This window comes from Lentzea flaviverrucosa, from assembly GCF_003350445.1.
In the GTDB taxonomy this organism is placed as follows: Bacteria; Actinomycetota; Actinomycetes; order Mycobacteriales; family Pseudonocardiaceae; genus Lentzea; species Lentzea californiensis.
The window spans coordinates 361764-385107 of record NZ_QQAU01000005.1; the positions used below are offsets into that span (position 1 = coordinate 361764).

Sequence of the window (23344 nt, forward strand, 5' to 3'; positions counted from 1 at the left end):
TGTGCAGCTCACACACGTGACGGCGGCCGGCGGGGGACGACTGGCCGTTCGTGAGGCAGGCAGGCCTGGAGCGCCACCGGTGGTGCTGATCCACGGCTGGGCGCAGACGGGTGCTGTCTGGGACCTGCCCGATTTTCACACCTACGCCGTGGACCTGCGAGGACACGGCGAATCAGACGACTTCGGCGACTACCGCGACTCCTCCCGGTGGGCCGCGGACCTCAAGGCCGTGCTCGACCACACCGGACCGGCGACGGTCGTCGGGTGGTCCTACGGCGGGCTCGTCATCGCCGACCACCTCCGCTTCCACGGCACCGCGCAGATCACCGCGCTGGTGTTCGTGAGCGCCATCACCGAGATCGGCCGCGGTCGCCCCGGAGGCGAGACCGGGCCGGTGATGCGGAACGCCCTGCCCGGCGCGATCACCGACGACGCCGTGATGGCGGCGTTCTGCGCGGCCATGGCACCCGTCCTGCCTGCTGAGACGGTCGCCACGCTCACTGCCTCGGCCACCTCGGTCAGCCATAAAGTGCGAGGTGAGCTGTTCCGCAGGGACGTGGGCAGCGCCGACGTGTTGAAGGCCGTAGACGTGCCGACCCTGGTCGTGCACGGAACTCAAGACGAGGTGGTCGCCCCCGCGGCCGCCGAGTACTCCGCCGCCCTGATCCCCGGAGCCGAGTTGAGCCTGTACCCCGACACCGCGCACGCGCCCTTCCTGGAGCGGCCGGAGCGGTTCGCCGCCGACCTCCTGCGAGTCGCCCGATGAAGCGCGTCGCGGTGCTCTCAGTGCACACGTCGCCGCTCGAACAGCCGGGGACGGGTGACGCGGGCGGGATGAACGTCTACATCGTGCAGACGGCCACCCGGATGGCCCAGCGCGGGGTCGAGGTGGAGATCTTCACCCGCGCCACGTCGTCGGAGCTGCCGCCGGTCGCCGAGCTCGTGCCCGGCGTTCGGGTCCGGCACGTCGCCGCGGGGCCGTTCGAGGGCCTGGGCAAGGAGGAACTGCCCGGTCAGCTCTGCGCGTTCACGGCGGGCGTCCTGCGGGCCGAGGCACGCCACGAGCCGGGCTACTACGACGCGATCCACTCGCACTACTGGCTGTCCGGGCAGGTCGGCTGGCTGGCCCGTGAACGCTGGGGCGTGCCGTTGGTGCACACCGCGCACACGCTGGCGAAGGTGAAGAACCTGGCGCTGGCCGAGGGCGACGCCCCGGAGCCCCGGATGCGGGTGATCGGCGAGGAGCAGGTCGTCAACGAGTCGGACCGGCTCGTCGCGAACACCGACATCGAGGCCAGCGAGCTGATCAAGCTCTACGACGCGGAGCCGTCCAAGGTCGCCGTCGTGCCGCCCGGTGTCGACCTCGACCGCTTCACGCCCGGCGACCAGGCACGGGCGCGGCACTGGTTCGGCATCCCGCAGGACGCGGTCGTGCTGGCGTTCGTCGGCCGGATCCAGCCGCTGAAGGCTCCCGACGTGCTGCTCAGGGCCGCCGCCGAGATGCTCGTGCGCGATCCCGGACTGCGGTCGAAGCTGGTCGTGCTGATCGTCGGCGGGCCTTCCGGCTCCGGCACCGAACGACCGAAGGCGCTGGAGGAGCTGGCCGCGCAGTTGCAGATCACGGACGTGGTGCGCTTCCTGCCGCCGCAACCGGGGCCGACGCTGGCCGAGGTCTACCGGGCGGCGGACCTGGTCGCGGTGCCGAGCCACAACGAGTCGTTCGGGCTGGTGGCGCTGGAGGCCCAGGCGTGCGGGACGCCCGTGGTCGCGGCGGCCGTCGGCGGGCTGCCGGTGGCGGTCAACGACGGCGTGTCCGGGGTGCTCGTGCACGGGCACGAGCCCGGCGAGTGGGCCTCGGCGATCAGCGGGGTGGCGTTGCCGCACCGGGAGCACCTGGCGAGCAACGCCGTGGGCCATGCGCGACGCTTCTCGTGGGACCGCACGACTGATGCCCTGCTCGAGGGGTATCAAGAGGCGGGAGAAGTGTTCCGCCGGGAGGTTTTCGCTTGAGCGTCGACGCTGTGATCAAGGAGTTCCTGGACGAACGGGAGCTCGAGTACGACCGGCGCGAGCCGGGCAAGTTCTTCGTGACGCTGCCGGGCACCAAGAAGCTGCAGACCAACGCCTGGCTGGTCGAGACGGCGCACGCGCTGGTGGTCGAGGCCTTCGTATGCCGGCGGCCGGACCAGGCGTTCGAGGACGTGTACCGGTTCCTGCTGCGACGCAACGCACGGCTGTACGGCGTGCACTACACGATCGACGCCGAGGGTGACATCTACCTGGTCGGACGGGTCGGCAAGCACGCCGTGACCGCGGACGAGCTGGACCGCGTGCTCGGGCAGGTGCTGGAGGCGGCGGACGGCGACTTCAACCCGTTGCTCGAGATCGGGTTCGCCGACGCGATCCGGCGGGAGTGGGCGTGGCGGGTGTCGCGCGGCGAGTCGCTGGCGAACCTGCAGGCGTTCCAACATCTCGTTTCGGAGTAGCGGGCGACTCGTTTCGGACTAGGCGGCAACCCCCGGATCACTCCGGCCCGTCCGAAAGGCATGCGCAGACCAGGGGTGTGGGTGGGAATCGCGTTGCTGGCCGTTGCAGCAACCGGGTGCGGCAGTGGCTCCAGCGGTGGGATGTCGGCCAAGGACGCCGCTGCTCCACCGCAGGCGGCCCAGGAGAAGGCGCCGCAGCAGGAGAACAACGCCGGGCAGGCCGTGCAGCCGGTGCAGCAGCAGGAACGTCAGCTGGTGCGCACGGCGAACGTCGACCTGCGCAGCGACGACGTGCTGAAGGCGATCGGGCAGGTCAAGGACCGGGCGGCGGCCGTCGGCGGGTTCGCGGGCGAGGAGAACTCGACCAAGAGCTCCGGGTCCGTGACCGTGCGGGTGCCGTCGGCCGAGCTGGACAAGGTCGTCCGGGACCTCACGAGTGTGGGTGAGGTCACCCGCAGCGAGGTGCGCAGCCAGGACGTCACCGATCAGCTGGTGGACGTCGAGGCGCGGATCGCGACGCAGAAGGCCAGCGTCGAGCGGCTGCGCGTGCTGTTCGAACGGGCCGGGTCGACGTCCGAGGTCGCGCAGGTCGAGCAGGAGCTGACCAAGCGGCAGGCAGACCTGGAGTCGATGCAGCGGCGCAGCGCGTCGTTGAAGGGCCAGGTCTCCCTGGCGACGCTGACCGTCCGGGTCGCGACGGTGCCGATCGCGGCGCCCGAGCCCGAGAAGGTCGGGTTCTTCGGTGCACTGGCCGGTGGCTGGGACGCGCTGGTCACGGTGGTGGGCGTGATCCTGGTCGGCGTCGGCGCGATGCTGCCGTTCGTCGTGGCGCTGGGAGTGCCCGCCGCGCTAGTGGTCCACCTGCTGCGCAAGCGCAGGCGCGTCACCCGGATGAACGAAGCAGCGTGATCAAGTTCTACTGAGAGTGTGTCTTTGTTATGCGCGGAACGGCTCGGGAGAGAGGGGGAGTCGCTTCGAGCCGTTCCGCGTCAAAGTCCCCGCTGCTGTGGATCCGTGGACGGGGGGAGCCTGCGGATCCCAAGCGGGCCACGCGATTCGACGGGGGATGACGAACCGCGCTCGGTGCCTCGCGCTCGTCGAGTAAGCGTGGGAGCCGACTCGCGGAGGCGGTATCAACTTCTCAGATACATCCTTGCGATCACAAGTGCTTGTATTACTCCATTCGAGTGTATTTAGACCTGCTAAGTAACGCATCTGTAGCGATCGAGGAGTCCTTGACCTGCCCAGTGGGCTGGATCACGATGTGCCCACAGGCTGGGTGTACAGCGCTGTACAGCGAATGAATGAGGTCGCCGCATGGTCTTTCGCAGTCCGTACCCCGATGTCGAGATCCCCGATGTGTCGCTGCACCAGCTGTTGTTCGGCGACATCGCCGACCGGGCGGACCGGGTTGCGCTGATCGACGGCATGTCCGGCGCGACGATGACCTACGGGCAGCTCGCCGGAGCCGTCGACCGCATGGCCGCCGCGCTGGCCGCGCGAGGTATTGGCAAAGGTGATGTCGTCGGCATCCTCAGCCCGAACACGCCTTACTACGCCGTCGTGTTCCACGGCATCCTGCGTGCGGGCGCCACGGCGACCACGATCAACGCGCTCTACACGCCCGACGAGGTCGCGCACCAGCTGCACGACGCGGGCGCGAAGATGCTGTTCACGGTGTCCGTGCTGCTGCCGAACGCCGCTCCCGGCGCCGCGAAGGCCGGCGTGACCGACGTGGTCGTGCTCGACGGTGCCGAGGGCTACCCCTCGCTGCCCGAGCTGCTGGCGAACTCGCACCCGGTGCCCGAGGTGGAGATCAACCCGTCCGAGGACCTCGCGGTGCTGCCGTACTCGTCCGGCACGACGGCGTTGCCCAAGGGCGTGATGCTCACGCACCGCAATCTGGTCGCGAACCTCGTGCAGTGCGACCCGATCATGGCCGACGTCGGGGAGCACACCCGGATCCTCGCCGTGCTGCCGTTCTTCCACATCTATGGCATGCAGGTGCTCATGAACAGCGGCCTGTACATCGGCGGTGTCGTCGTGACGCTGCCGAGGTTCGAGCTGCCGGAGTTCCTCCGGGTCATCGCGGAGTACAAGACCGACCGCGTCTACATCGCCCCGCCGGTCGCCGTCGCCCTGGCCAAGCACCCGATCGTCGACAACTACGACCTCTCCCCGCTCAAGACGCTCTTCTCGGGCGCGGCGCCGCTGGACGAGGAACTGGCCGCCACCGTGCGCAAGCGCATCGGCTGCCGCGTCGTGCAGGGCTACGGCATGACGGAGATGTCGCCGGTCAGCCACGCGATCCCGGACGGCCGTGACGACATCTCGGTCGGCACCGTCGGTGTGATCATCCCGAACCTGGAGTGCCGCCTGGTCGACCCCGCCTCCGGTGAGGACGTCGGCGTGGGCGAGCGCGGCGAGCTGTGGTGCAAGGGCCCGAACGTCATGAAGGGCTACCTGAACAACCCCGAGGCCACCGCCGCCACCCTCGACGCCGAGGGCTGGCTGCACACCGGTGACGTGGCCGTCATCGACGCCGACGGCATCGTCTCGATCGTCGACCGCGTCAAGGAACTGATCAAGTACAAGGGCTACCAGGTCCCGCCGGCCGAGCTCGAAGCCGTGCTGCTCACGCACGAGGAGATCGCCGACGCGGCGGTCATCGGCGTGCGCGACGCGGACGGCGAGGAGGTCCCGAAGGCGTTCGTGGTCCGCCAGGCGGGTTCGTCCATCGAGGGCGACGCCGTGATGGCGTTCGTGGCCTCGCACGTGGCGCCGCACAAGAAGGTGCGCGTGGTCGAGTTCATCGAGGCGATCCCGAAGTCGGCCGCCGGCAAGATCCTGCGCAAGGACCTGCGGGCCCGCGAACAGGCCTGATCCGCTGCGGAACTCGAACGCCCTGGCAACGCTCGTTGCCAGGGCGTTCGCCGTCAGCGCCCGACCGCCGGCTTCCGCACGCGGAAGCGGAGCATCGTCACCGAACCCGACTGCGTGTTGGCGAACGGTTCCAGGTCGATCCGCCCGAGGTCCGAGGTCGAGTACCGCACGCCGTCACCGAGCAGCACCGGCAGGACGTACACCAGGACCTCGTCGACGAGCCCTTGCCGCAGGCACTGGCTGGCCACGTCGGCACCGAGGATCTCCAGGTCCTTCCCGCCCGCCGCCGCGCGCGCCGTGGCGACGGCCTCCGCGAGGTCGCACGAGAGGAACGTGATGCCGGCCTCCGGTTCGTCCGGCGGCCGGTGCGTCAGGACGAACTGCGGTCCGCCGTCGTAGGTGGTGTCCTCCTGGCGCATCTTCTTGGCGACCTCGTAGGTGCCCCTGCCGACGAGCATGGCGCCGGTGGCCTGTTCGACCTCGGGGAACGGGTTGTCCTTGAAGTGCTCGAAGACCCAGTCCATCGCGTGGCCGGGACCTGCGATGAACCCGTCCAGGGACATCGCCCTGTTGACCACGACCTTGCCGGGATCGGCGTTCGACTCACTCATGCCGGTGCAGACTAGGCGCGGCCCGTGAACTCATCGGCGCCGGCGAATCCCATGGCGTGGATCACGGTGCCCGGCCGGGGTACGGCAGACGGGTCGGCATGGCAGGCTAGCTGCCATGTCTGTCGGAACTTTGATCCTGCTCCGCCACGGCGAGAGCACGTGGAACGCGGAGAACCTCTTCACCGGCTGGGTGGACGTTCCCCTGTCGGAGAAGGGTGAGAAGGAGGCCCGCCGGGGCGGCCAGCTGCTGCGCGACGCGGGCGTGCTGCCGGAGATCCTGCACACGTCGCTGATGCGCCGGGCGATCATGACCGCCAACCTGGCCCTCGACGCCGCCGACCGGCACTGGATCCCGGTCAAGCGCGACTGGCGCCTCAACGAGCGCCACTACGGCGCGTTGCAGGGCAAGAACAAGAAGCAGACGCTCGAGGAGTTCGGCGAGGAGCAGTTCATGCTCTGGCGCCGCTCCTACGACACCCCGCCGCCGCCCATCGAGCCCGGCAGCGAGTTCAGCCAGGACACCGACCCGCGCTACGCGGGCCTCGGCCCCGACCTGCCGCTGACCGAGTGCCTGCTCGACGTCGTGAAGCGCATGCTCCCGTACTGGGACAGCGAGATCGTCCCTGACCTGCGCACCGGCAAGACGGTCCTCGTGGCCGCGCACGGCAACTCGCTGCGCGCCCTCGTGAAGCACCTCGACGGCATCTCGGACGAGGCCATCGCGGGGCTGAACATCCCCACCGGCATCCCGCTGCGCTACGACCTCGACGAGGACCTGAAGCCGATCAAGCCGGGCGGCGAGTACCTCGACCCGGACGCCGCGAAGAACGCCATCGCGGCGGTCGCGAACCAGGGCCGTTAAGAGACTTTTCGAGAAGGCGCACCCGGCCTCCGGGTGCGCCTTTTTCGCGCCTTTCGCATCGCGAGTTCGCGTCAGCCACCCGGCCACGTGGGCCGCGAGTTCGCGTCGGTCGTCCGGGTCCCTCTTCGGGTCAACCGCCGCAGGCGATTCGGCGCGAAGCGGGGCCCGGACGACCGACTTCCCGGCGAACTCGCCGTCGTCTGCGAAGCAGCGGCCACAGATAGAGTCACGATTGGGTGAACGCAGCCTGACCAGGGACGGAACAACCGTCCATTGAGGTGTCGCGGGTATCACGGTTCACGCTTCCGCACTAGGCCAAGACACCTCTGAGCTGCTTACCATTCGCCTCGTGACCACAACGGGTTACCTCGCTGTGTCGATCGGCCTCGCGCTCATCGGCGTAATCGCCGCTTTCCTCGTCGGCAGGGCAACCGCCCCGCGGCACCCCAGGAAGCCGGAAGGCCTCACGGTGGCCGACCTGATCCAGCAGATCGTGCACGACTCCCACGACGGCATCGTGGTGCTGAACCACTTCGGCGACGTCGTGCTGCACAACCCGCGGGCCGAAGAGCTCGGGATCGTCCGCAACAACCGCGTGGACGACCGGGCCCGCAAGGCCGCCGAGGGCGTCCGCGGCAGCAACGAGGTCGTGTACGTCGACCTCTCGCCGTTGGACGGCTACCGGACGGGCCGGCAGCCCGAGGCCGTGCACGCCGAGGTCCGGTTGCTCGTCGAGAACTTCATCGTCGTCGACGCGACCGACGAGTCCGAGGCCGTGCGGCTGGAGAAGACCCGGCGCGACTTCGTGGCGAACGTCAGCCACGAGCTCAAGACCCCCGTCGGCGCGCTGGCGCTGCTCGCGGAGGCCGTCCTGGACGCGAGTGACGACCAGGACGAGGTCCGCCGGTTCAGCGCGAAGATCATGCAGGAGGCCACCCGCCTCGGCACGCTCGTCACCGAGCTGATCGCGTTGTCCCGCCTGCAGGGTGCGGAGAAGCTGCCGGAGCTCAGCGACACCGAGATCGACGTCGTGATCAACGAGGCGCTGTCGCGGTCCAAGCTCGCCGCCGAGTCCGTCAACATCTCGATCAACGTCGACGAGCCCAGCGGGTTCGTCGTGCCAGGTGACCGGTCGTTGCTGGTCACGGCGCTGACGAACCTGCTGGACAACGCCGTCGCGTACTCGCCGCCCGGCAGTCCGGTCAGCGTGAGCCGCAGGCTGGTCGACGGGCACGTGGAGATCGCGGTGACCGACCGCGGCATCGGCATCGCCGAGGACCAGCAGATCCGGGTCTTCGAGCGGTTCTACCGCGTCGACAAGGCCCGGTCGCGCGCGACCGGGGGCACCGGACTCGGGCTCGCGATCGTCAAGCACGTCGCCGCCAACCACGGCGGTGAGGTGAAGCTGTGGAGCCTGCCGGGAACGGGGTCCACCTTCACGCTGCGGATCCCCGCCGCGGCGGCCGAACAGAACCCGACTCTCGTGCCGGCTGGCACGGGTGAGCCAGGAGGAGAGCTGTGACCAGAGTGCTCATCGTGGAGGACGAGGAGTCCTTCGCCGATCCGCTCGCCTTCCTGCTGCGCAAGGAGGGGTTCACCGCCGCGCTCGCCGCGACGGGCCAGGAGGCGCTCGAGGAGTTCGACCGCAACGGTGCGGACATCGTGCTGCTCGACCTGATGCTGCCGGGAATGAGCGGCACGGACGTGTGCAAGCAGCTCCGTCAGCGCTCGGCCGTCCCCGTGATCATGGTGACGGCCCGCGACAGCGAGATCGACAAGGTCGTCGGGCTCGAGCTCGGCGCTGACGACTACGTCACCAAGCCGTACTCGGCGCGCGAGCTCATCGCCCGCATCCGCGCGGTGCTGCGCCGCGGCGGCGAGTCCGAGGACCTGCTCCCGCAGATCCTGGAGGCCGGTCCGGTGCGCATGGACGTGGAACGCCACGTCGTCACCGTCGCAGGTCAGGACATCAGCCTGCCGCTCAAGGAGTTCGACCTCCTGGAGTACCTGCTGCGCAACGTCGGCCGCGTCCTCACCCGGGGGCAGCTGATCGACCGCGTGTGGGGAGCGGACTACGTGGGCGACACGAAGACGCTGGACGTGCACGTCAAGCGGCTGCGTTCGAAGATCGAACCCGACCCGTCGGCCCCCCGTCACCTGGTTACGGTCAGGGGTCTGGGTTACAAGTTCGAGTCCTGACGGACACGACCAGGTACCGTTTCCGGCGTGCGCCTGGGCGTTCTCGACGTGGGGTCCAACACCGTCCACCTACTCGTGGTGGACGCGCATCGTGGTGCCCACCCAATCCCGATGACGTCCGAGAAGACGATCCTTCGTCTCGCCGAGCAGCTCGACGACTCCGGTCAGCTCTCCAAAACGGGTGCTGACCAGCTCGTTCGTGCCGTTGCCGCCGCCAAGGCGTCGGCCAAGCGGTCCGGCTGCGAGGACCTGATGGCGTTCGCGACCTCGGCGGTGCGCGAGGCGGGCAACTCGGCAGAGGTGCTCGACCGGGTGCGCACCGAGACCGGGGTCGAGCTGAAGGTCCTCTCCGGCGAGGACGAGGCGAAGTTCACCTTCCTCGCGGTCCGCCGCTGGTACGGCTGGTCCGCGGGCAAGTTGCTCAGCCTCGACATCGGTGGCGGCTCCCTGGAGCTCGCCATCGGCCGTGACGAGAACCCGGACCTGGCCTTCTCCGTGCCGCTCGGCGCGGGAAGGCTCACCAGGACCCGGTTCAAGAAGGACCCGCCCCGGCGCTCGGAGGTCCGCGAGACCACCGACTGGCTCGCCGAGCAGCTCGCGCCCGTGGCGCGGAAGCTGAAACGCGCGGGTGAACCCGATCGAGTGGTTGCGACCTCAAAAACTTTCCGAACGCTGGCGCGGCTCACCGGGGCCGCGCCATCGTCTGCCGGGCCCAGGGCACGACGCGTGCTCACCGACGCGGGCCTGCGGCAGCTGATCGCGTTCATTTCCCGGATGTCGGCCTCTGACCTCGCTGAGCTGGAAGGCGTGAGCACGTCGCGCGCCCACCAGCTCGTCGCGGGCGCATTGGTCGCGGAGGCAACAATGCGAGCCCTGTCACTCACGCAGCTGGAGATTTGCCCCTGGGCACTCCGGGAGGGTGTCATCCTCCGACGGCTGGACCACACTGACGGGACGGACCAGAGCGATACTGGACGGACTGGCCAGACCGGGGCACGGTGGAGTTGATGAGTCGAGAGAGCGGATCGGACCAGACGCAGCGCACTGTCGCTGAGCTGCTCGCCCAGTACGGGGGCAGCGCAGAGAGTGCGCCACGTCGGCGACGCCGCCGCGCTGACGACGAGGAAGACGTCCAGCAGCCGGAGACCGCGCCCCAGTCGATCATCGAGCGGGTCCTGTCCGACAGCGGCCGCCTGATGGCGATCCGCGACGACGACGTACCGCAGCCCGGTCGCCGCGCCGCCCCCGAACCGCAGGCCGCTCCGCCGCCGCCCCCGGCCGCGGAGCGCACGGCGTACCAGCCGAAACCGCCGCCTCCGAAGGTGCCGCAGCCGTCGCAGCAGATGCCGGTGCCGCCCGCGCAGCCTCCGCTGGTCCGCAGACCGGCCAAGTCGGCGCCGCCCCCCGCCAAGCCGGCCGCGCCCGCGCCGCCGCCTCCCGCGGCGACCGAGCAGACCCGGCAGGTCCCGCAGGTCCGCGACCAGCCGTCGAACTCCGGCATGCCGCGCCCGGACGTGCCCGGCCGTCTCGAGGCGCGCCTCGACCAGTCGACGCCGTCGCGCACGAACATCACCCGGCCGCCGAAGCCGGTGCCGCCGTCGGTGCAGATGCCGGTCCCCGGCCCGCCGCGCGAGGCGATGACGGAGCAGCTCCCGCGCATCCCGGCCAAGGCGCCGGTGGACCAGATCGCCGCGCTCGAAACCGAGTCCGTGCTGATCGTGCCGCCCGCACCGCCGAAGCTGCCGGAGCCGCTGCCGGGCAACGTGCCCGACGCCTGGTTCGGCGACGACGACGTGGCGGCCGCCAAGACCGACCTGTCGATGGCGCCGATGGAGTCGACCGCGGCGCACGCCGGCCCGTACGTGGACGACGACGACTCGCAGGAGTACGCCGTCTACCGCCCCGAGGACGACTACCTCGCGGACAACGAGGAAGGCGACGAGGACGAGGGTCCCGCCGGCCTCGACGACGCGGGCGAGGCCGAGGAGGACCCGGACACCGAACCCCGTTCGGCGGGCAAGGAATGGCTGATCATGATCGGCCAGCTCGCCGTCGGCGTGCTCGGCGGCGCGGGCCTGTGGCTCGCGTTCAACTACCTGTGGCGCTCGCTACCCGCCGCCGCACTCGTCGTGGCGCTTGCCGTTACCGTGGGTCTGGTGTTGCTGGTTCGAAAGATCCGCCGAGCGGACGATCTGCAGACCACCGTCCTGGCCGTGCTCGTAGGCCTCATCGTGACCGTCTCACCAGCGGCGATGCTGCTGGTGAAGAGTTGACCTCGCGCATCCCGGTCGGGCTTTCCACGGCCTCGGTCTACCCGCAGCCCGCCGGAGCGGCGTTCGAGATCGCGTCCGAACTGGGGTACGACGGCGTAGAGCTGATGGTGTGGGCCGACCCGGTGTCGCAGGACATCCGGGCGGTCGACCGGCTGTCGGTCCGGACGGGCATGCCGGTGCTGGCCGTGCACGCCCCCTGCCTGCTGATCTCGCAGCGGGTCTGGTCACCGGACCCGTCGGAACGCCTGCGCCGCGCCGTCCAGGCGGCACAGGACCTGGGCGCACCGACCGTCGTGCTGCACCCGCCGTTCCGGTGGCAGCGCAAGTACGCGGACGGCTTCGCCGAGCTGGTCTCGTCGCTGGAGGACTCGAGCGGCATCGCCATCGCGGTCGAGAACATGTTCCCCGTGCGCCGGCCTCTGGGCCGTGGGCGCTCGGTGGAGATGAACGCGTTCAAGCCGTCCGTCGACCCGACCGACGTCGGGCACCGGAACTACACGCTCGACCTGTCGCATTCCGCTGCCGCGCACATGGACGCGCTGGAGCTGGCGAAGCGGATGGGCGATGGGCTTCGGCACATCCACCTGGCCGACGGGTCCGGGGCGCCCAAGGACGAGCACATGGTGCCCGGGCGGGGGACCCAGCCCTGTGCGGAGCTGTGCGAGCTGCTGGCTCGGGGTGGGTTCGACGGGCAGGTCGTGCTGGAGGTCAACACCCGGCGGGCCGGGACTCCGGCTGCTCGGCGGGAGATGCTCGCGGAGTCTTTGCTGTTCGCGCGGTTGCACCTGGACTGGGCTGCCGAGGGTGGCGCCGGGAAGGCTCGGCCGGGGCTGTCCCGCTGAGACCTGCGGGTCGCGGGTCGCGGGTTGCCTGCGGGCGGTTCTGGCAAGAGTCGTTCGGCACTGCCGTGGCTCGTCCGGGTTAGGGTTCCGGTGTGAACCCGCTGCGAGCGTTGATCATGGCCGCGTCTCGCAACGAGGCGGTCCGCCACCTCGTCGCCAACGCGCCTATCAGCCGTGATGTCGTGAAGCGGTTCGTCGCCGGCGAGAGCACGAAGGACGCCGTCGAGGCCGTTCGGGGGCTTGGGCTGCCGGTGACGCTGGACTACCTCGGCGAGGACACGACGGACGAGGCCCAGGCCGAGAAGACCGTTCAGGCGTACCTGGAGCTGCTCGACGCGTTGCACGCGGCGGGGCTGGCCGAGAACGCGGAAGTGAGCGTCAAGTTGTCCGCAGTCGGACAGTCGCTCGACGAGTCGCTCGCCCTGACGAATGCCTCCCGGATCTGCGCTGCCGCCGAGCAGTGCGGGACGACGGTCACGCTCGACATGGAGGACCACACCACCACCGACTCGACGTTGCGCGTCCTGCACGAACTGCGGCGCAGCTGGCCGTGGGTGGGGGCGGTGTTGCAGAGCTGCCTGCACCGGACGCTGGACGACTGCAAGCAGCTGTCCGGGCCCGGGAGCAGGGTCAGGCTGGTCAAGGGGGCCTACGCGGAGCCTCCCGAGGTTGCGATTCAGGATCCATCCGAGGTTGATCTGAACTACGTGCGGTGCCTGAACGTTCTCCTCGCTGGAGAGGGCTACCCGATGTTCGCCACGCACGACCCCCGGTTGATCGAAATCATTGGCGAACGAGCCCGCTGGTATGACAAAACTGACTTCGAGTACCAGATGCTGTACGGCATCCGGACCGAGGAGCAGCGGCGTCTCGGCACTCGTGTTTATGTCCCCTACGGCGAGCAGTGGTACGGATATCTCATGCGGCGACTTGCAGAACGGCCTGCCAACGTGACCTTTTTCCTGCGGTCGCTGGCCAGCCGCTCATGACCTTCTCGAAGTCCAGTGCGGTGCGGTCGCTCGGTGACGGAACCTTCACCGCGTCCCTGCCCGCCGAGTGGACCGTGGGCCCCAAGCCCCACGGCGGTTTTCTTCTTGCTGTGATGACCCGTGCGGCCGCTCAGGTCGCCGACGGTGATCCGTTGGCCGTGTCCGCGCAGTTCCTCCGTGCGCCGGAGGTCGGGCCCGTGCTGGTCCGCACCGACGTGCGCAAGGCAGGGCGGACGGCGACTGTGATCGCGGTGACGCTGGAGCAGCGCGGGCAGGTGTGCGTCGAGGCTTCGGTGACCACCGGGCGGATACCCGAGCACCGGGCCGACTACGTGAACCTGCCGTCGATGCCCGCCGCGCCTCCGCCGGGGTCGGTGGAGATGGCGACGTTCCCGACCGGCGGGGTCTACCGGGTGGGCGCGCTGTGCGACCTGCGGGTGGACCGCGAGTCGGCGACGTTCCTCGACCGGCGCACGGACGGGCCGCTGACGCTGAAGCTCTGGGCGCGGCCGACCGACGAGCAGCCCGACCCGTACTTCGCGTTGCTCGCGGGGGACCTGTCGATGCCCGTGACGTTCAACCTCGGCCGTTTCGGCTGGTCGCCGACGGTGCAGCTGACGGCCTTGCTGCGGGCGCGGCCCGCTCCCGGCTGGCTGCGCATCCACGTGACCTGCCAGGCGGTGCACGGCCAGTGGTTCGACGAGGACGCCACGGTGATCGACTCGGCCGGCCGGCTGGTGTGCCAGGCACGGCAGCTTGCGTTGACGCCCGCTGTGTGAGACTTGACCGATGACGAAGATCGCGGTGCTCGGCGCGGGCAAGATCGGTGAGGCGCTGCTGTCCGGGCTCCTGCAGGGTGGTCGCGCGGCCTCGGATCTGATGTTCACGGAGAAGCACGAGTCACGGGCTCGTGCTCTCACCGAGCAGTACGGGTTCGAGGCCGTCACGGTGTCCGGTGCGGCGGCGCAGGCCGACGTGCTGGTCGTGGCGGTCAAGCCGCAGGACATCGAGCCGTTGCTGGTCGAGCTCGCGCCGGTGCTGCGGGCCGGCACGCTGATCGTGTCGTTGTGCGCGGGCCTGCCGACGGCCCTGTACGAGCGCAGGCTGCCCGAGGGCACCCCGGTGGTGCGGGTCATGCCGAACACCCCGATGGTCGTCGGTGAGGCCATGAGCGCCGTCTCCGGCGGCTCCAACGCCACCCCGGAGCACCTCGAGATCGTTGAGGAGCTGCTCTCGACCGTGGGCAAGGTCGCAGTGGTGCCGGAGTCGCAGCAGGACGCGGTGACGGCCCTGTCGGGCTCCGGTCCCGCGTACTTCTTCTACCTGGTCGAGGCGATGATCGACGCGGGCATCCTGCTCGGCATCCCGCGCGACCTGGCCTCGCAGCTGATCATCCAGTCGGCCGTGGGTGCCGCGACGATGCTGGCCGAGGGCACCTCGCACCCGGTGATCCTGCGTGAGGCGGTCACGTCCCCCGCCGGCACGACGATCATGGCCATCCGCGAGCTGGAGAAGCACGGCGTCCGCGCGGCCATGCTCGCGGCCATCGAGAGCGCCCGCGACCGCTCCGCCGAACTGGGCCGTCAGCACGAGGACTGAGCCGAAGTGAGGGGCGAACCCCACTTGGACGTCGCAGGAGTCACACCAGTCCCGCTACTCTCAGGGCAGCACGTGCGTGTCGAACCGTCGGTGGGGAAGACCGACGGCACGACACGTGTCTAAGGATGCGGTGATGTATGCCTGCGAAGGAGAACGAACGAACAGGCCTCGCTCAGGTGCAGTTCCTGACCGTGGCCGAGGTGGCCTCGATGATGCGGGTCTCCAAGATGACCGTGTACCGCCTGGTGCACTCCGGTGAACTGCCCGCGGTGCGGGTGGGGAAGTCGTTCCGGGTGCCCGAAAAAGCGGTCCACGCCTACCTGGAGAACGCGTACTTCGACGCTGGCTGAAGGCTGGTGAATCCCGCCGGGTAGACTGGTAGGCCGATCGTGCTTACCGGCGCGCCGTGCTTGACACGGCCAAGGCTGGGGCGCGCCAGTCAAAGCAACGTCTAGAGCTAAGGAACCCGCATGGGCTCGGTCATCAAGAAGCGCCGCAAGCGCATGTCGAAGAAGAAGCACCGCAAGCTGCTGCGCAAGACCAGGGTCCAGCGCAGGAAGCGCGGCAAGTAAGCCCGCATGCGCTCTGCCGCCGCCGGTCTCCTCTCGCAGGAGGCCGGCGGCGGTTGCGTTTCTCCGGCAGTCGCCACGCCCAGGTGCTTGCGCGGGCACGGAATATCACTGCGTGAGACAGCCTCGCACTTCCACGGGAACGAGGGCCGCCGTTCGGGTGATTAGCCCGTAAAGCCTTCGTGACCTGCGTCAAGACGGCGTTCCGGCCCCCTCCGGTTCCCAATCTGGTCTGTAGCATCGACCAATCGCAACGCCCTTCGTGCTTGGAGTCGCATGACGCCCAAGGTCGTCCTCGTCACCGGAGTCAGCCGCTTCCTCGGCGGCCACCTCGCCGCGCGCTTCGCCGCGAACCCGGACATCGAGCGCGTGCTCGGTGTGGACACCGAGCCGCCGCCACGCGACCTGCTGCGCCGCATGGGCCGCGCGGAGTTCGTGCGGGCCGACATCCGCAACCCGCTGATCAGCAAGGTCATCTCCACCGCGAACGTCGACACGGTCGTCCACGCCTCCGTCACCGCGAGCCCGGCAGGACCCACCGGCCGCACGGTGATGAAGGAGATGAACGTCATCGGCACCATGCAGCTGCTGGCCGCGTGCCAGAAGTCGCCCAAGGTGCAGAAGCTCGTCGTGAAGTCCACCAGCGCCGTCTACGGGTCCAGCAGCCGCGACCCGGCGGTGTTCACCGAGGACATGGGCCCCAAGGACCTGCCGTCGTCCGGCTACGCCAAGGACGCCGTCGAGGTCGAGGGGTACGTCCGCGGGTTCGGCCGCCGCAGGCCGGACGTGAACGTCACCACGCTGCGCTTCACGAACTTCATCGGCCCGCGCATCGACACGGTGCTGACGCGCTACTTCGCCCTTCCGGTCGTGCCCACCGTCCTGGGCTACGACGCTCGTGTGCAGCTGCTGCACTCCGAGGACGCCCTGGCGGTCCTGGAACGCGCGACGCTGCACGACCTGCCCGGAGTCTTCAACGTGGGAGGCGACGGCGTGCTGCTGCTGTCGCAGGCGATCCGCCGGGCGGGCAGGCTGAACCTGCCGGTGCCCAGCGGGGCCGTGCCCACGGTCGGTGGCTTCTTCCGGAGCGCCCGGCTCGTCGACTTCTCGCCCGACCAGATGAGGTTCCTCAACTGGGGGCGCGTGGTCGACACCACCCTGCTGAAGAAGGAATTCGGGTTCACGCCGCGGTGGACCACCCAGCAGGCCTTCGACGACTACGTGAGCGGCCGAGGTCTGAAGCCGCTCATCGACCCGGAGACGATCGACGCCGCCGAGCGGGGAATCCTCGACGCGGCCGCTCGTTTCCGCTGATCTTGTCTTGAGGAGATGAACGCAGTGGCAGGTGCACGCGTTATCCCGCTGCACGACCCGGAGCGCGACGCCGCGCGGAAAGCGCGCCACGTCGAGGTGGTTCCGGAGCCGGAGCAGCAGCAGTCCGCGACACCGGACTGGGAACGCAGGCTGACCGACCTGCTGTCGTTCGCGCGCAGGCGGATCGCCGGCGACTACCAGGTCGACGAGTTCGGTTTCGACCGCGACCTCACCGAGAACGTGCTGATGCCGCCGCTGAAGCCGTTGTACGAGAAGTGGTTCCGCGTCGAGACCATCGGCCTGAACAACATCCCGGCGGCCGGCGGCGCGCTGATCGTGGCGAACCACTCCGGCACCGTGCCGCTCGACGCCCTGATGACGTCGTTCGGCATCGCGTCGGAACACCCGGCGCACCGCCACATGCGCATGCTGGGCGCGGACCTGGTGTTCCGCACGCCGGTGCTCGGCGCGCTGGCCCGCAAATCCGGCCAGACCCTGGCGTGCAACCCCGACGCCGAACGGCTGATGTCGTCCGGCGAGCTCGTCGGCGTGTGGCCGGAGGGCTTCAAGGGCATCGGCAAGCCGTTCAAGGACCGCTACAAGCTGCAGCGCTTCGGCCGCGGCGGCTTCGTGTCGGCGGCGCTGAAGACCGGGGCGCCGATCATCCCGTGCTCCATCGTCGGGGCCGAGGAGATCTACCCGATGATCGGCGACATCAAGGCGCTGGCCCGGTTGCTGGGCTTCCCGTACTTCCCGGTGACGCCGTTCTTCCCGCTGCTGGGGCCGCTGGGCGCCATCCCGCTGCCCTCGAAGTGGTACATCGAGTTCGGCGAGCCGATCCGCACCGACGTGTTCGGTGAGAACGCGGCCGACGACCCGATGCTCGTCTTCAACCTGACCGACCAGGTGCGGGAGACGATCCAGCAGACGCTGTACCGGCTGCTCACCCAGCGTCGGAACGTGTTCCTCGGCTGACCAGCGCCTGGACCTCGTCGTAGCCGAACGCGGCGCTGGTGCCGCCGTCGCGCACCGCCTGCGCGGTCGCGACGGTGTGGTGCAGGGCTGCCCGGAACAGCAGGGAGCCGGTGCTGATCCGCTTCACGCCCAGGTTTCCGAGTTCCTCCGGCGTGCGCCGCTGAGCCAGGACGTTGAGGGGCGCCAGGTGTGCGAGGTTCTCGATCTCGCGCGGCTCGGTCAGGCCTGGCACGAAGATCCCGTCCGCGCCGGCGTCGACGTAACGGCGTGCCCGGTCCTCGGTCTCCTCGGTGGCCATGCCCAGCCAGTGGGTGTCGATCCGGGCGTTGAGGAACACCCCCGGCGCGCGTTCCTTGACGGCCGTGATGAGCGCGGCCTGCTCTTCCGGCGTGGCCAGGCCGTGCGGGCGGCCGTCCTCCAGGTTGACGCCCGCCACGCCCAGGCCGGCGACGAGTTCGGCGACCTCCGGTGGCGGCTTGCCGAAGCCCGACTCCAGGTCGGCGGTGACCGGGCACGGCAGGGTGCTCAGCAGCTTCGCCAGCGCGACGGCCTGACCACCGGCCAGGCCCATGCCGTCCGGGATGCCGTGCGCGGCGGCCACCCCGAGGCTCGTCGTGCCGATCGCGGTGAAGCCCGCCGCGTGCAGGGCCGCCGCCGAGGTGTAGTCCCAGGCGTTGGGCAGGACCAGCGGCTCGTCGCGGTGGTGCAGCGCCCGGAACGCCATGTTCTTGGCGATCCGGGTGGCCAGCCGCCGGCCGGGGCAGGCGTGCGGGCCGTGACCGAACGGGTGGTGCTCCAGGCTGACCTCGACGACGCCCTGCCGCGTCTGCCTGCGCGTGATCGGGACCGGAGGGCTCTGGTCACCGGTGACGAGGTGCTCCGCGAGGGCGTTCGTGGCCGCCCAGGCCTGGACGAGCAGGCCGATCCTCGCCGCCGTCTCCTCGTCGTGGGTGGCGGCCAGGCGCTCCACCGCGGCGTCGGCAGCCGCGGTCACGGGCTCGTGCGGCTGGTAGCACGGGGCGATCACGGCGATGGCGTCCAGCGAGCCCGGAAGTCCCAGTGCGGCGGCCAGCTCGTCGAGGGTGGTGACGTCCAGGTCCTCGACGAGGCCGGCCGTCAAAGCGCGTCTGCGGGCGTGCGCCTCACCGTTGCTGAACCTGACGACGGACGACCTGAGCCAGGCCACGCCCGCTTCGCCTGGCGGGACCTCGGGGACCGGGAGGCGCAGCAGCTCTTCGCTCATGCGGACGACGCTAGGGCCTGGACGGTTCGGTGCCGGCCGAAGCGTTCCGGCCGCAGAATGGCGGTGTGGAAGCACTCGCCCAGGTCGCCGGACTGCTCGCGGACAAGACCCGTGCCGCGATCTGCGGAGCCCTGCTCGACGGACGGGCCTGGACCGCGCGTGAGCTGGCCGCCCACGCCAGGGTGGCCGCGTCCACCGCGAGCGAGCACCTGACCCGGCTGGTCGCGGGCGGGGTCCTGGTCGAGCACCGGCAGGGACGGCACCGGTACGTGGCACTGGCCGGGCCGCACGTCGCCGAGCTGCTGGAGGCGATGGCCGCCTTCGCCGGACCCGGTACGCGGCCCCGGTCGCTCCGTTCGGCTGCGGTCTCCGAGGCCATGGCCCGCGGGCGCACCTGCTACGACCACCTCGCGGGCCGGCTCGGCATCTCGCTGAGGTCGGGACTGGTGGAGCTCGGCGTGGTCGGCGACGGGCTCGCGGTCACCGGGACCGGGCTGGTCTGGTTGAAGGAGCTCGGGTTCGAGCCGTCCAAGCGGGTGGTCAGCCGGGCCTGCCTGGACTGGACCGAGCGGGTGCCCCACCTGGCCGGCGCGGCCGGGGCGTTCCTCTGCGGGGAGTTCTTCGAACGCGGGTGGGTGCGCCGGATCGGGACCAGCCGTGCCGTCGTGCTCACACCCGCAGGTGAGCAGGGGTGGCGGGAGCTCGGGCTGCTACCTGACCCGGCGCCGGTAGGCCAGCGTGGCGGCCACGGCTCCGGCCAGTGCACCGACACCCAGCACTGACGGGACGCCGATCTTGGCCGCCTTGCGGCCCGTGCGGAAGTCGCGGATCTCCCAGCCCTTGCGGCGCGAGACCTCGCGCAGCTGCGAGTCCGGGTTCACGGCCACCGCGGTGCCCACCACGGACAGCATCGGGACGTCGTTGGACGAGTCCGAATAGGCGGTGCAGCGGCGCAGGTCGAGACCCTCCTTGGCGGCCAGCGAGCGGACGGCCTGGGCCTTGGCCTTGCCGTGCAGCAGGTCGCCGACCAGACGGCCGGTGTAGACGCCGTCCTCGGACTCCGAGACGGTGCCCAGGGCACCGGTCAGGCCGAGCCGGCGGGCGATGATCTGGGCGAGCTCGACGGGCGTGGCGGTGACCAGCCAGACGCGCTGACCCGCGTCGAGGTGCATCTGGGCGAGCGCCTGGGTGCCCTTCCAGATGCGGTCGGCCATCAGCTCGTCGTAGATCTCCTCGCCGAGGGAGACCAGTTCGGCGACGCTGCGGCCCGAGACGAAGGAGAGGGCCTGCTCGCGGGAGGCCTTGACGGACTCCGGGTCCTCCCGGCCGCCCACCCGGAACTTCATCTGCTGCCAGACGAAGCCCGCCAGGTCGGAGGACGAGAAGTACTTGCGTGCGGCCAGGCCGCGGGCGAAGTGGAAGATCGACGCGCCCATCATCATCGTGTTGTCCACGTCGAAGAAGGCGGCCGCGGTCAGGTCCGGCGGGACGTTCAGCGACTGTTCGAGATCTGGCGCCATCGCGGCAGCCTGGATCGCCGCGTCTGCCGATGCCTCGCCGGCCAGTACGGCCAGCCGGTCGCTCTGCACGTCACGCTTGCCTGCCATGTCCCAAGCGTAGCGATCAGGGCGCCACACCCGCTCAGACCTGGGCGAGAACACGAGGTGCGAGTTTCAGCTCGCGTTCCTCGTCACGCGGTGTGTTCGGATCGCCACGACGTGTTGTGCTCCGTTCGGCGTAGCGAAGATGATCTACTTGGCCCGTGAACAAGATCATTTCCGTTTTACCCGAGCTCGCCGAGTGCTACGACAGCGAGACCTGGCGGCCTCGGCTCCTCGAAGCGGGACAGCTCCCCGGCCTCTTCGCGAACTCCCCCGTCACCGCTGTGCACGACCGCATCGACGAGCAGTTGGAAGAACTGATCTCCGCCCGGCGGCCCGGTCAGGTCAGGACTCCCGGTGAGTGGGCCGCGGCCAAGGCCGAGGTGCTCCAGGGGCGAGAGTCGGCTGAGTACGGGACCTGGGCGTTCTACCCGTGGAGCGGGCGGCTGGTGCACCTGCTCCCGCGCGACGAGTTCAGGTTCGTCCGCACCGACCGCAACCGGAACAAGATCACGCGCGAGGAGCAGGAGGTCCTGCTCGGCAAGTGCGTCGCGGTCATCGGGTTGTCCGTCGGCAACAGCGCCGCGCTGACCGCCGCGATGGAGGGCGTCGGAGGCAGTTTCCGGCTGGCCGACTTCGACCGCCTCGGTCTGTCGAACCTCAACCGGCTGCGCACCGGCGTGCACGAGCTCGGCGTCGAGAAGACGGTGCTCTGCGCGCGGCAGCTGTTCGAGCTCGACCCGTACCTGGACGTCGAGATCTGGCGCGACGGCCTGACCGGCGAGAACCTCGGCGACTTCCTCGACGGCGCGGACCTGGTCGTGGAGGAGTGCGACACGGCGTGGGTCAAGGTCGCGGTGCGGGAACAGGCCCGCGCACGCCGCATCCCCGTGCTGATGGACACCAACGACCGGGGTCTGCTCGACGTCGAGCGGTACGACCTGGAGCCGGACCGCCCGCTGCTGCACGGCCGCGTCGGCGACGTCACGGCCGCCGACGTCGCCGGCCTCGACCGCGCCGGGATGGTGCGGCTGATGGTGCAGATGGTCGACGGAACCCGGATCAGCCCCGCCCTCACGCAGGCCATGTCCGAGATCGGCCGCACGTTGAGCAGCTGGCCGCAGCTCGCGTCCGGCACGATGCTCGGCGGTGCCGTCGTCACCGACGCGGCCCGCCGCATCCTCCTCGGCAAGCCCCAGCCGTCCGGTCGCTACTACGTCGACCTCGAGCGGATCGTCGGAGGTGCGACATGACCGAGCTCATCGGCCCGAACGTCCGGCTGCGCCCGCTCAAGGACGAAGACCTGCCCGTCTACCAGCGCATCTACGGCAGTCCGGTGCTCACGCGCTACCTCGGCGTCGACCGGATGACCCCGGAGAAGGCCACCGCCGCGTTCTACACGCCCACCCCGCGCAAGCTCGTCTTCGCGATCACCTCGCACGACGACGACACGATGGCCGGCATGATCGCGTTGCTGCTGGAGGAGTACGGCAGCAACGCCATGTGCACCGGCCTGGTGATCCTGCCCGGCTCGCCCGTGAGGGGCTGCGGCTCGGAGGCGGGCAGGTTGCTGTTCGCGCACGCGTTCGGGCCTCTCGGCATCCACCGCGTGTGGGCGGGGCACCGGGCGGACCACTCGATGATGAGCAGCGTCATGACCGGCGCCGGCCTCGAACGCGAGGCCACCCTGCGCGAGCTGTTCCACACGCAGGGCCGCTGGCACGACGTCACGACCTACGCGGCGGTCGCCCACCGCTGGCGCGAGCAGGCGTCTCCGCTGGAGCTCGCGATCATGCGGGGTGCCGTGCTCAGCCGAAGCTGATCCCGGGCAGCAGTGGCAGCGAGATGCTCGGCAGCGGGAGTGGCAGCGGGATCGTGATCCCCGGCTTGCCGGGCGTGGGCGGGGTCGAGGTTCCCGGCTTCGCCGACGGCGCGGTCGACGTGCCCGGTGCCACCGACTGCGTGGGCTGTGCGGACGGGTTCGCCGATCCGGACGGCGTGGGCAGACCAGACGGGGTCGGCTGCACCGAGGACGGCTTGCTCCCCGGTGACGAGTTCGGGTCGGTGACGACCGAGGCGCACGCGTCCTTGGCCGGCAGCGGGCCGAGGGTGTCCGAAGATCCGCTGGTCACGGCGTCGCAGCCCGCGCGGGCCGCGAGGTCGTGGGCCCGTTGCGCGATGCTCGCCAGCAACCACATCGTCGTGTCCGCGTGGGCGCCCGCGTCGCCGGGCAGGCGGGGGCGCAGGGTGCCGACCTTCTCGTACTGGGCCAGCGCCCAGTCGCGGAGGTCGGGCAGCGCCTTCTCGTCGGACGCCGTGGCGTACGTGATGAGCTGGCGGGCACCCTCGACCGCATCGGCGTCCAGGTCGGTCAGTGCCGTGAGCTGGGCGGACGAGTCCGAGGCGCGTTCGGCCAGAGTCTCCATCTCGGTGACCCTGGACGCGGCGAACTCGAGGTGCTTGAGGGCGCGGTCCTGGTCGTCGAAGGTCAGGCCGAGCGAGGCGCTTTCGGTGGTGCGCTTGATGCCGTAGAGCGGGTCTCCCGGGAGCGCGTCACGGCTGAGCAGCACACTCATGCCGGCGAGTGACATCAGCAAGCAGAGGACCGCGGCCGCTGCGACCGCTAATCGTGCGCGCGCTCCCACCCGTCTTACCGACGAGAGCACCAGTGGCTTGTCCGGTGGGGGCGCGGTGAGAACGCGCTGTTTCATCCGTTCGCGCGTCTCGGCGTCCGGGCCGACGTCCATCCGCCGGAGGAGTTCGACGATCGCGAGGTCCTCAGCGAGGTCGTCGTTGCCTACCGGCTGTGGGCCGCCTTCAACGGCACGAGCGAACCGCTCGTGCTCCGTCTGCCGCCACCGCGGTGTTCTTCCCTTGCCGTCCATCTCAGCCCGAGTA

At 70.0% G+C, this 23344-nt stretch carries 25 protein-coding genes; 21 read left to right on the plus strand and 4 right to left on the minus strand.

The annotated features are described in order from the left end of the window. Nucleotide 1: 1 nt before the first annotated feature. The 5 genes from DFR72_RS18525 (at nt 2) to DFR72_RS18545 (ending at nt 5369) form a co-directional block, all read left to right on the plus strand. Nucleotides 2-766 (plus strand): alpha/beta fold hydrolase, encoded by a 765-nt coding sequence (locus DFR72_RS18525; protein WP_090066007.1) that lies wholly within the window; start codon nt 2-4, stop codon nt 764-766. Beyond that, on the plus strand, nt 763-2010 hold the full coding sequence (mshA, locus tag DFR72_RS18530; RefSeq protein WP_090066006.1) for a D-inositol-3-phosphate glycosyltransferase: 1248 nt from the start codon (nt 763-765) through the stop codon (nt 2008-2010). The genes DFR72_RS18525 and mshA overlap by 4 nt, the downstream gene beginning before the upstream one ends. Further along, complete coding sequence (locus tag DFR72_RS18535) at nt 2007-2486, plus strand: type III secretion system chaperone family protein (protein ID WP_090066005.1); 480 nt, start codon at nt 2007-2009, stop codon at nt 2484-2486. Before mshA ends, DFR72_RS18535 begins: the two co-directional genes overlap by 4 nt. A gap of 81 nt (nt 2487-2567) precedes the next feature. Further along, on the plus strand, nt 2568-3395 hold the full coding sequence (locus DFR72_RS18540) for a DUF4349 domain-containing protein (protein WP_170176310.1): 828 nt from the start codon (nt 2568-2570) through the stop codon (nt 3393-3395). 408 nt (nt 3396-3803) lie between these two features. Then, complete coding sequence (locus DFR72_RS18545) at nt 3804-5369, plus strand: 4-coumarate--CoA ligase family protein (protein WP_090066003.1); 1566 nt, start codon at nt 3804-3806, stop codon at nt 5367-5369. A 53-nt stretch (nt 5370-5422) separates the two neighbouring features. On the opposite strand, the gene DFR72_RS18550 is transcribed toward DFR72_RS18545, so the two are convergent. Beyond that, nucleotides 5423-5980 (minus strand): dihydrofolate reductase family protein, encoded by a 558-nt coding sequence (locus tag DFR72_RS18550; protein ID WP_090066002.1) that lies wholly within the window; start codon nt 5978-5980, stop codon nt 5423-5425. Nucleotides 5981-6095: 115 nt separating this feature from the next. Here DFR72_RS18550 and DFR72_RS18555 point away from each other — a divergent pair, with 115 nt between their 5' ends. The 13 genes from DFR72_RS18555 (at nt 6096) to DFR72_RS18615 (ending at nt 17602) form a co-directional block, all read left to right on the plus strand. Beyond that, the gene (locus DFR72_RS18555; protein ID WP_090066001.1) at nt 6096-6842 is read left to right on the plus strand and encodes a phosphoglyceromutase; all 747 of its coding nucleotides are present in this window, start codon (nt 6096-6098) and stop codon (nt 6840-6842) included. Between the two features lie 349 nt (nt 6843-7191). Next, entirely contained in the window at nt 7192-8364 is a 1173-nt protein-coding gene (locus tag DFR72_RS18560; RefSeq protein ID WP_090066000.1) for a sensor histidine kinase, read from the plus strand. Next, nucleotides 8361-9041, plus strand: coding sequence for a response regulator transcription factor (locus DFR72_RS18565; RefSeq protein WP_030477953.1), 681 nt, complete (start codon nt 8361-8363; stop codon nt 9039-9041). Before DFR72_RS18560 ends, DFR72_RS18565 begins: the two co-directional genes overlap by 4 nt. Before the next feature lie 27 nt (nt 9042-9068). Continuing rightward, nucleotides 9069-10049 (plus strand): Ppx/GppA family phosphatase, encoded by a 981-nt coding sequence (locus DFR72_RS18570; RefSeq protein ID WP_090065999.1) that lies wholly within the window; start codon nt 9069-9071, stop codon nt 10047-10049. Beyond that, the gene (locus tag DFR72_RS46960) at nt 10049-11314 is read left to right on the plus strand and encodes a hypothetical protein (RefSeq protein WP_090065998.1); all 1266 of its coding nucleotides are present in this window, start codon (nt 10049-10051) and stop codon (nt 11312-11314) included. The genes DFR72_RS18570 and DFR72_RS46960 overlap by 1 nt, the downstream gene beginning before the upstream one ends. Then, a complete protein-coding gene (locus DFR72_RS18580) occupies nt 11311-12156 on the plus strand; it encodes a sugar phosphate isomerase/epimerase family protein (protein WP_090065997.1) in 846 nt (281 codons plus the stop codon). The genes DFR72_RS46960 and DFR72_RS18580 overlap by 4 nt, the downstream gene beginning before the upstream one ends. Before the next feature lie 92 nt (nt 12157-12248). After that, nucleotides 12249-13145, plus strand: a complete 897-nt coding sequence (locus DFR72_RS18585) for a proline dehydrogenase family protein (protein WP_090065996.1) — start codon at nt 12249-12251, stop codon at nt 13143-13145. Next, complete coding sequence (locus DFR72_RS18590) at nt 13142-13924, plus strand: thioesterase family protein (RefSeq protein ID WP_090065995.1); 783 nt, start codon at nt 13142-13144, stop codon at nt 13922-13924. The genes DFR72_RS18585 and DFR72_RS18590 overlap by 4 nt, the downstream gene beginning before the upstream one ends. A gap of 10 nt (nt 13925-13934) precedes the next feature. Continuing rightward, on the plus strand, nt 13935-14744 hold the full coding sequence (proC, locus tag DFR72_RS18595) for a pyrroline-5-carboxylate reductase (RefSeq protein WP_090065994.1): 810 nt from the start codon (nt 13935-13937) through the stop codon (nt 14742-14744). A gap of 137 nt (nt 14745-14881) precedes the next feature. Continuing rightward, entirely contained in the window at nt 14882-15094 is a 213-nt protein-coding gene (locus DFR72_RS18600; protein ID WP_030477960.1) for a helix-turn-helix domain-containing protein, read from the plus strand. A gap of 120 nt (nt 15095-15214) precedes the next feature. After that, a complete protein-coding gene (locus tag DFR72_RS18605) occupies nt 15215-15316 on the plus strand; it encodes a 30S ribosomal protein bS22 (protein WP_015105422.1) in 102 nt (33 codons plus the stop codon). Nucleotides 15317-15589: 273 nt separating this feature from the next. After that, the gene (locus tag DFR72_RS18610) at nt 15590-16627 is read left to right on the plus strand and encodes an NAD-dependent epimerase/dehydratase family protein (protein ID WP_090065993.1); all 1038 of its coding nucleotides are present in this window, start codon (nt 15590-15592) and stop codon (nt 16625-16627) included. A 15-nt stretch (nt 16628-16642) separates the two neighbouring features. Next, complete coding sequence (locus tag DFR72_RS18615) at nt 16643-17602, plus strand: lysophospholipid acyltransferase family protein (RefSeq protein ID WP_090065992.1); 960 nt, start codon at nt 16643-16645, stop codon at nt 17600-17602. Here the strand turns inward: DFR72_RS18615 and DFR72_RS18620 are convergent. Next, entirely contained in the window at nt 17571-18845 is a 1275-nt protein-coding gene (locus tag DFR72_RS18620; RefSeq protein ID WP_090065991.1) for an isocitrate lyase/PEP mutase family protein, read from the minus strand. The genes DFR72_RS18615 and DFR72_RS18620 overlap by 32 nt on opposite strands. 65 nt (nt 18846-18910) lie before the next feature. Here DFR72_RS18620 and DFR72_RS18625 point away from each other — a divergent pair, with 65 nt between their 5' ends. Then, nucleotides 18911-19627 (plus strand): ArsR/SmtB family transcription factor, encoded by a 717-nt coding sequence (locus tag DFR72_RS18625; protein ID WP_090066315.1) that lies wholly within the window; start codon nt 18911-18913, stop codon nt 19625-19627. On the opposite strand, the gene DFR72_RS18630 is transcribed toward DFR72_RS18625, so the two are convergent. Further along, entirely contained in the window at nt 19556-20452 is an 897-nt protein-coding gene (locus DFR72_RS18630; protein ID WP_090065990.1) for an HAD family hydrolase, read from the minus strand. The genes DFR72_RS18625 and DFR72_RS18630 overlap by 72 nt on opposite strands. Nucleotides 20453-20607: 155 nt before the next feature. On the opposite strand from DFR72_RS18630, the gene DFR72_RS18635 reads away from it, so the two are divergent. Next, complete coding sequence (locus DFR72_RS18635; RefSeq protein ID WP_211335459.1) at nt 20608-21699, plus strand: ThiF family adenylyltransferase; 1092 nt, start codon at nt 20608-20610, stop codon at nt 21697-21699. Continuing rightward, nucleotides 21696-22268 carry a GNAT family N-acetyltransferase gene (locus tag DFR72_RS18640; RefSeq protein WP_090065989.1) on the plus strand — a complete coding sequence of 191 codons (573 nt, stop codon included), beginning with the start codon at nt 21696-21698 and terminating at the stop codon, nt 22266-22268. The genes DFR72_RS18635 and DFR72_RS18640 overlap by 4 nt, the downstream gene beginning before the upstream one ends. Here DFR72_RS18640 and DFR72_RS18645 read toward each other — a convergent pair. Beyond that, nucleotides 22255-23331, minus strand: a complete 1077-nt coding sequence (locus DFR72_RS18645) for a DUF5667 domain-containing protein (protein ID WP_090065988.1) — start codon at nt 23329-23331, stop codon at nt 22255-22257. The two genes, DFR72_RS18640 and DFR72_RS18645, sit on opposite strands and share 14 nt — an antisense overlap. Between the last annotated feature and the right edge of the window lie 13 nt (nt 23332-23344).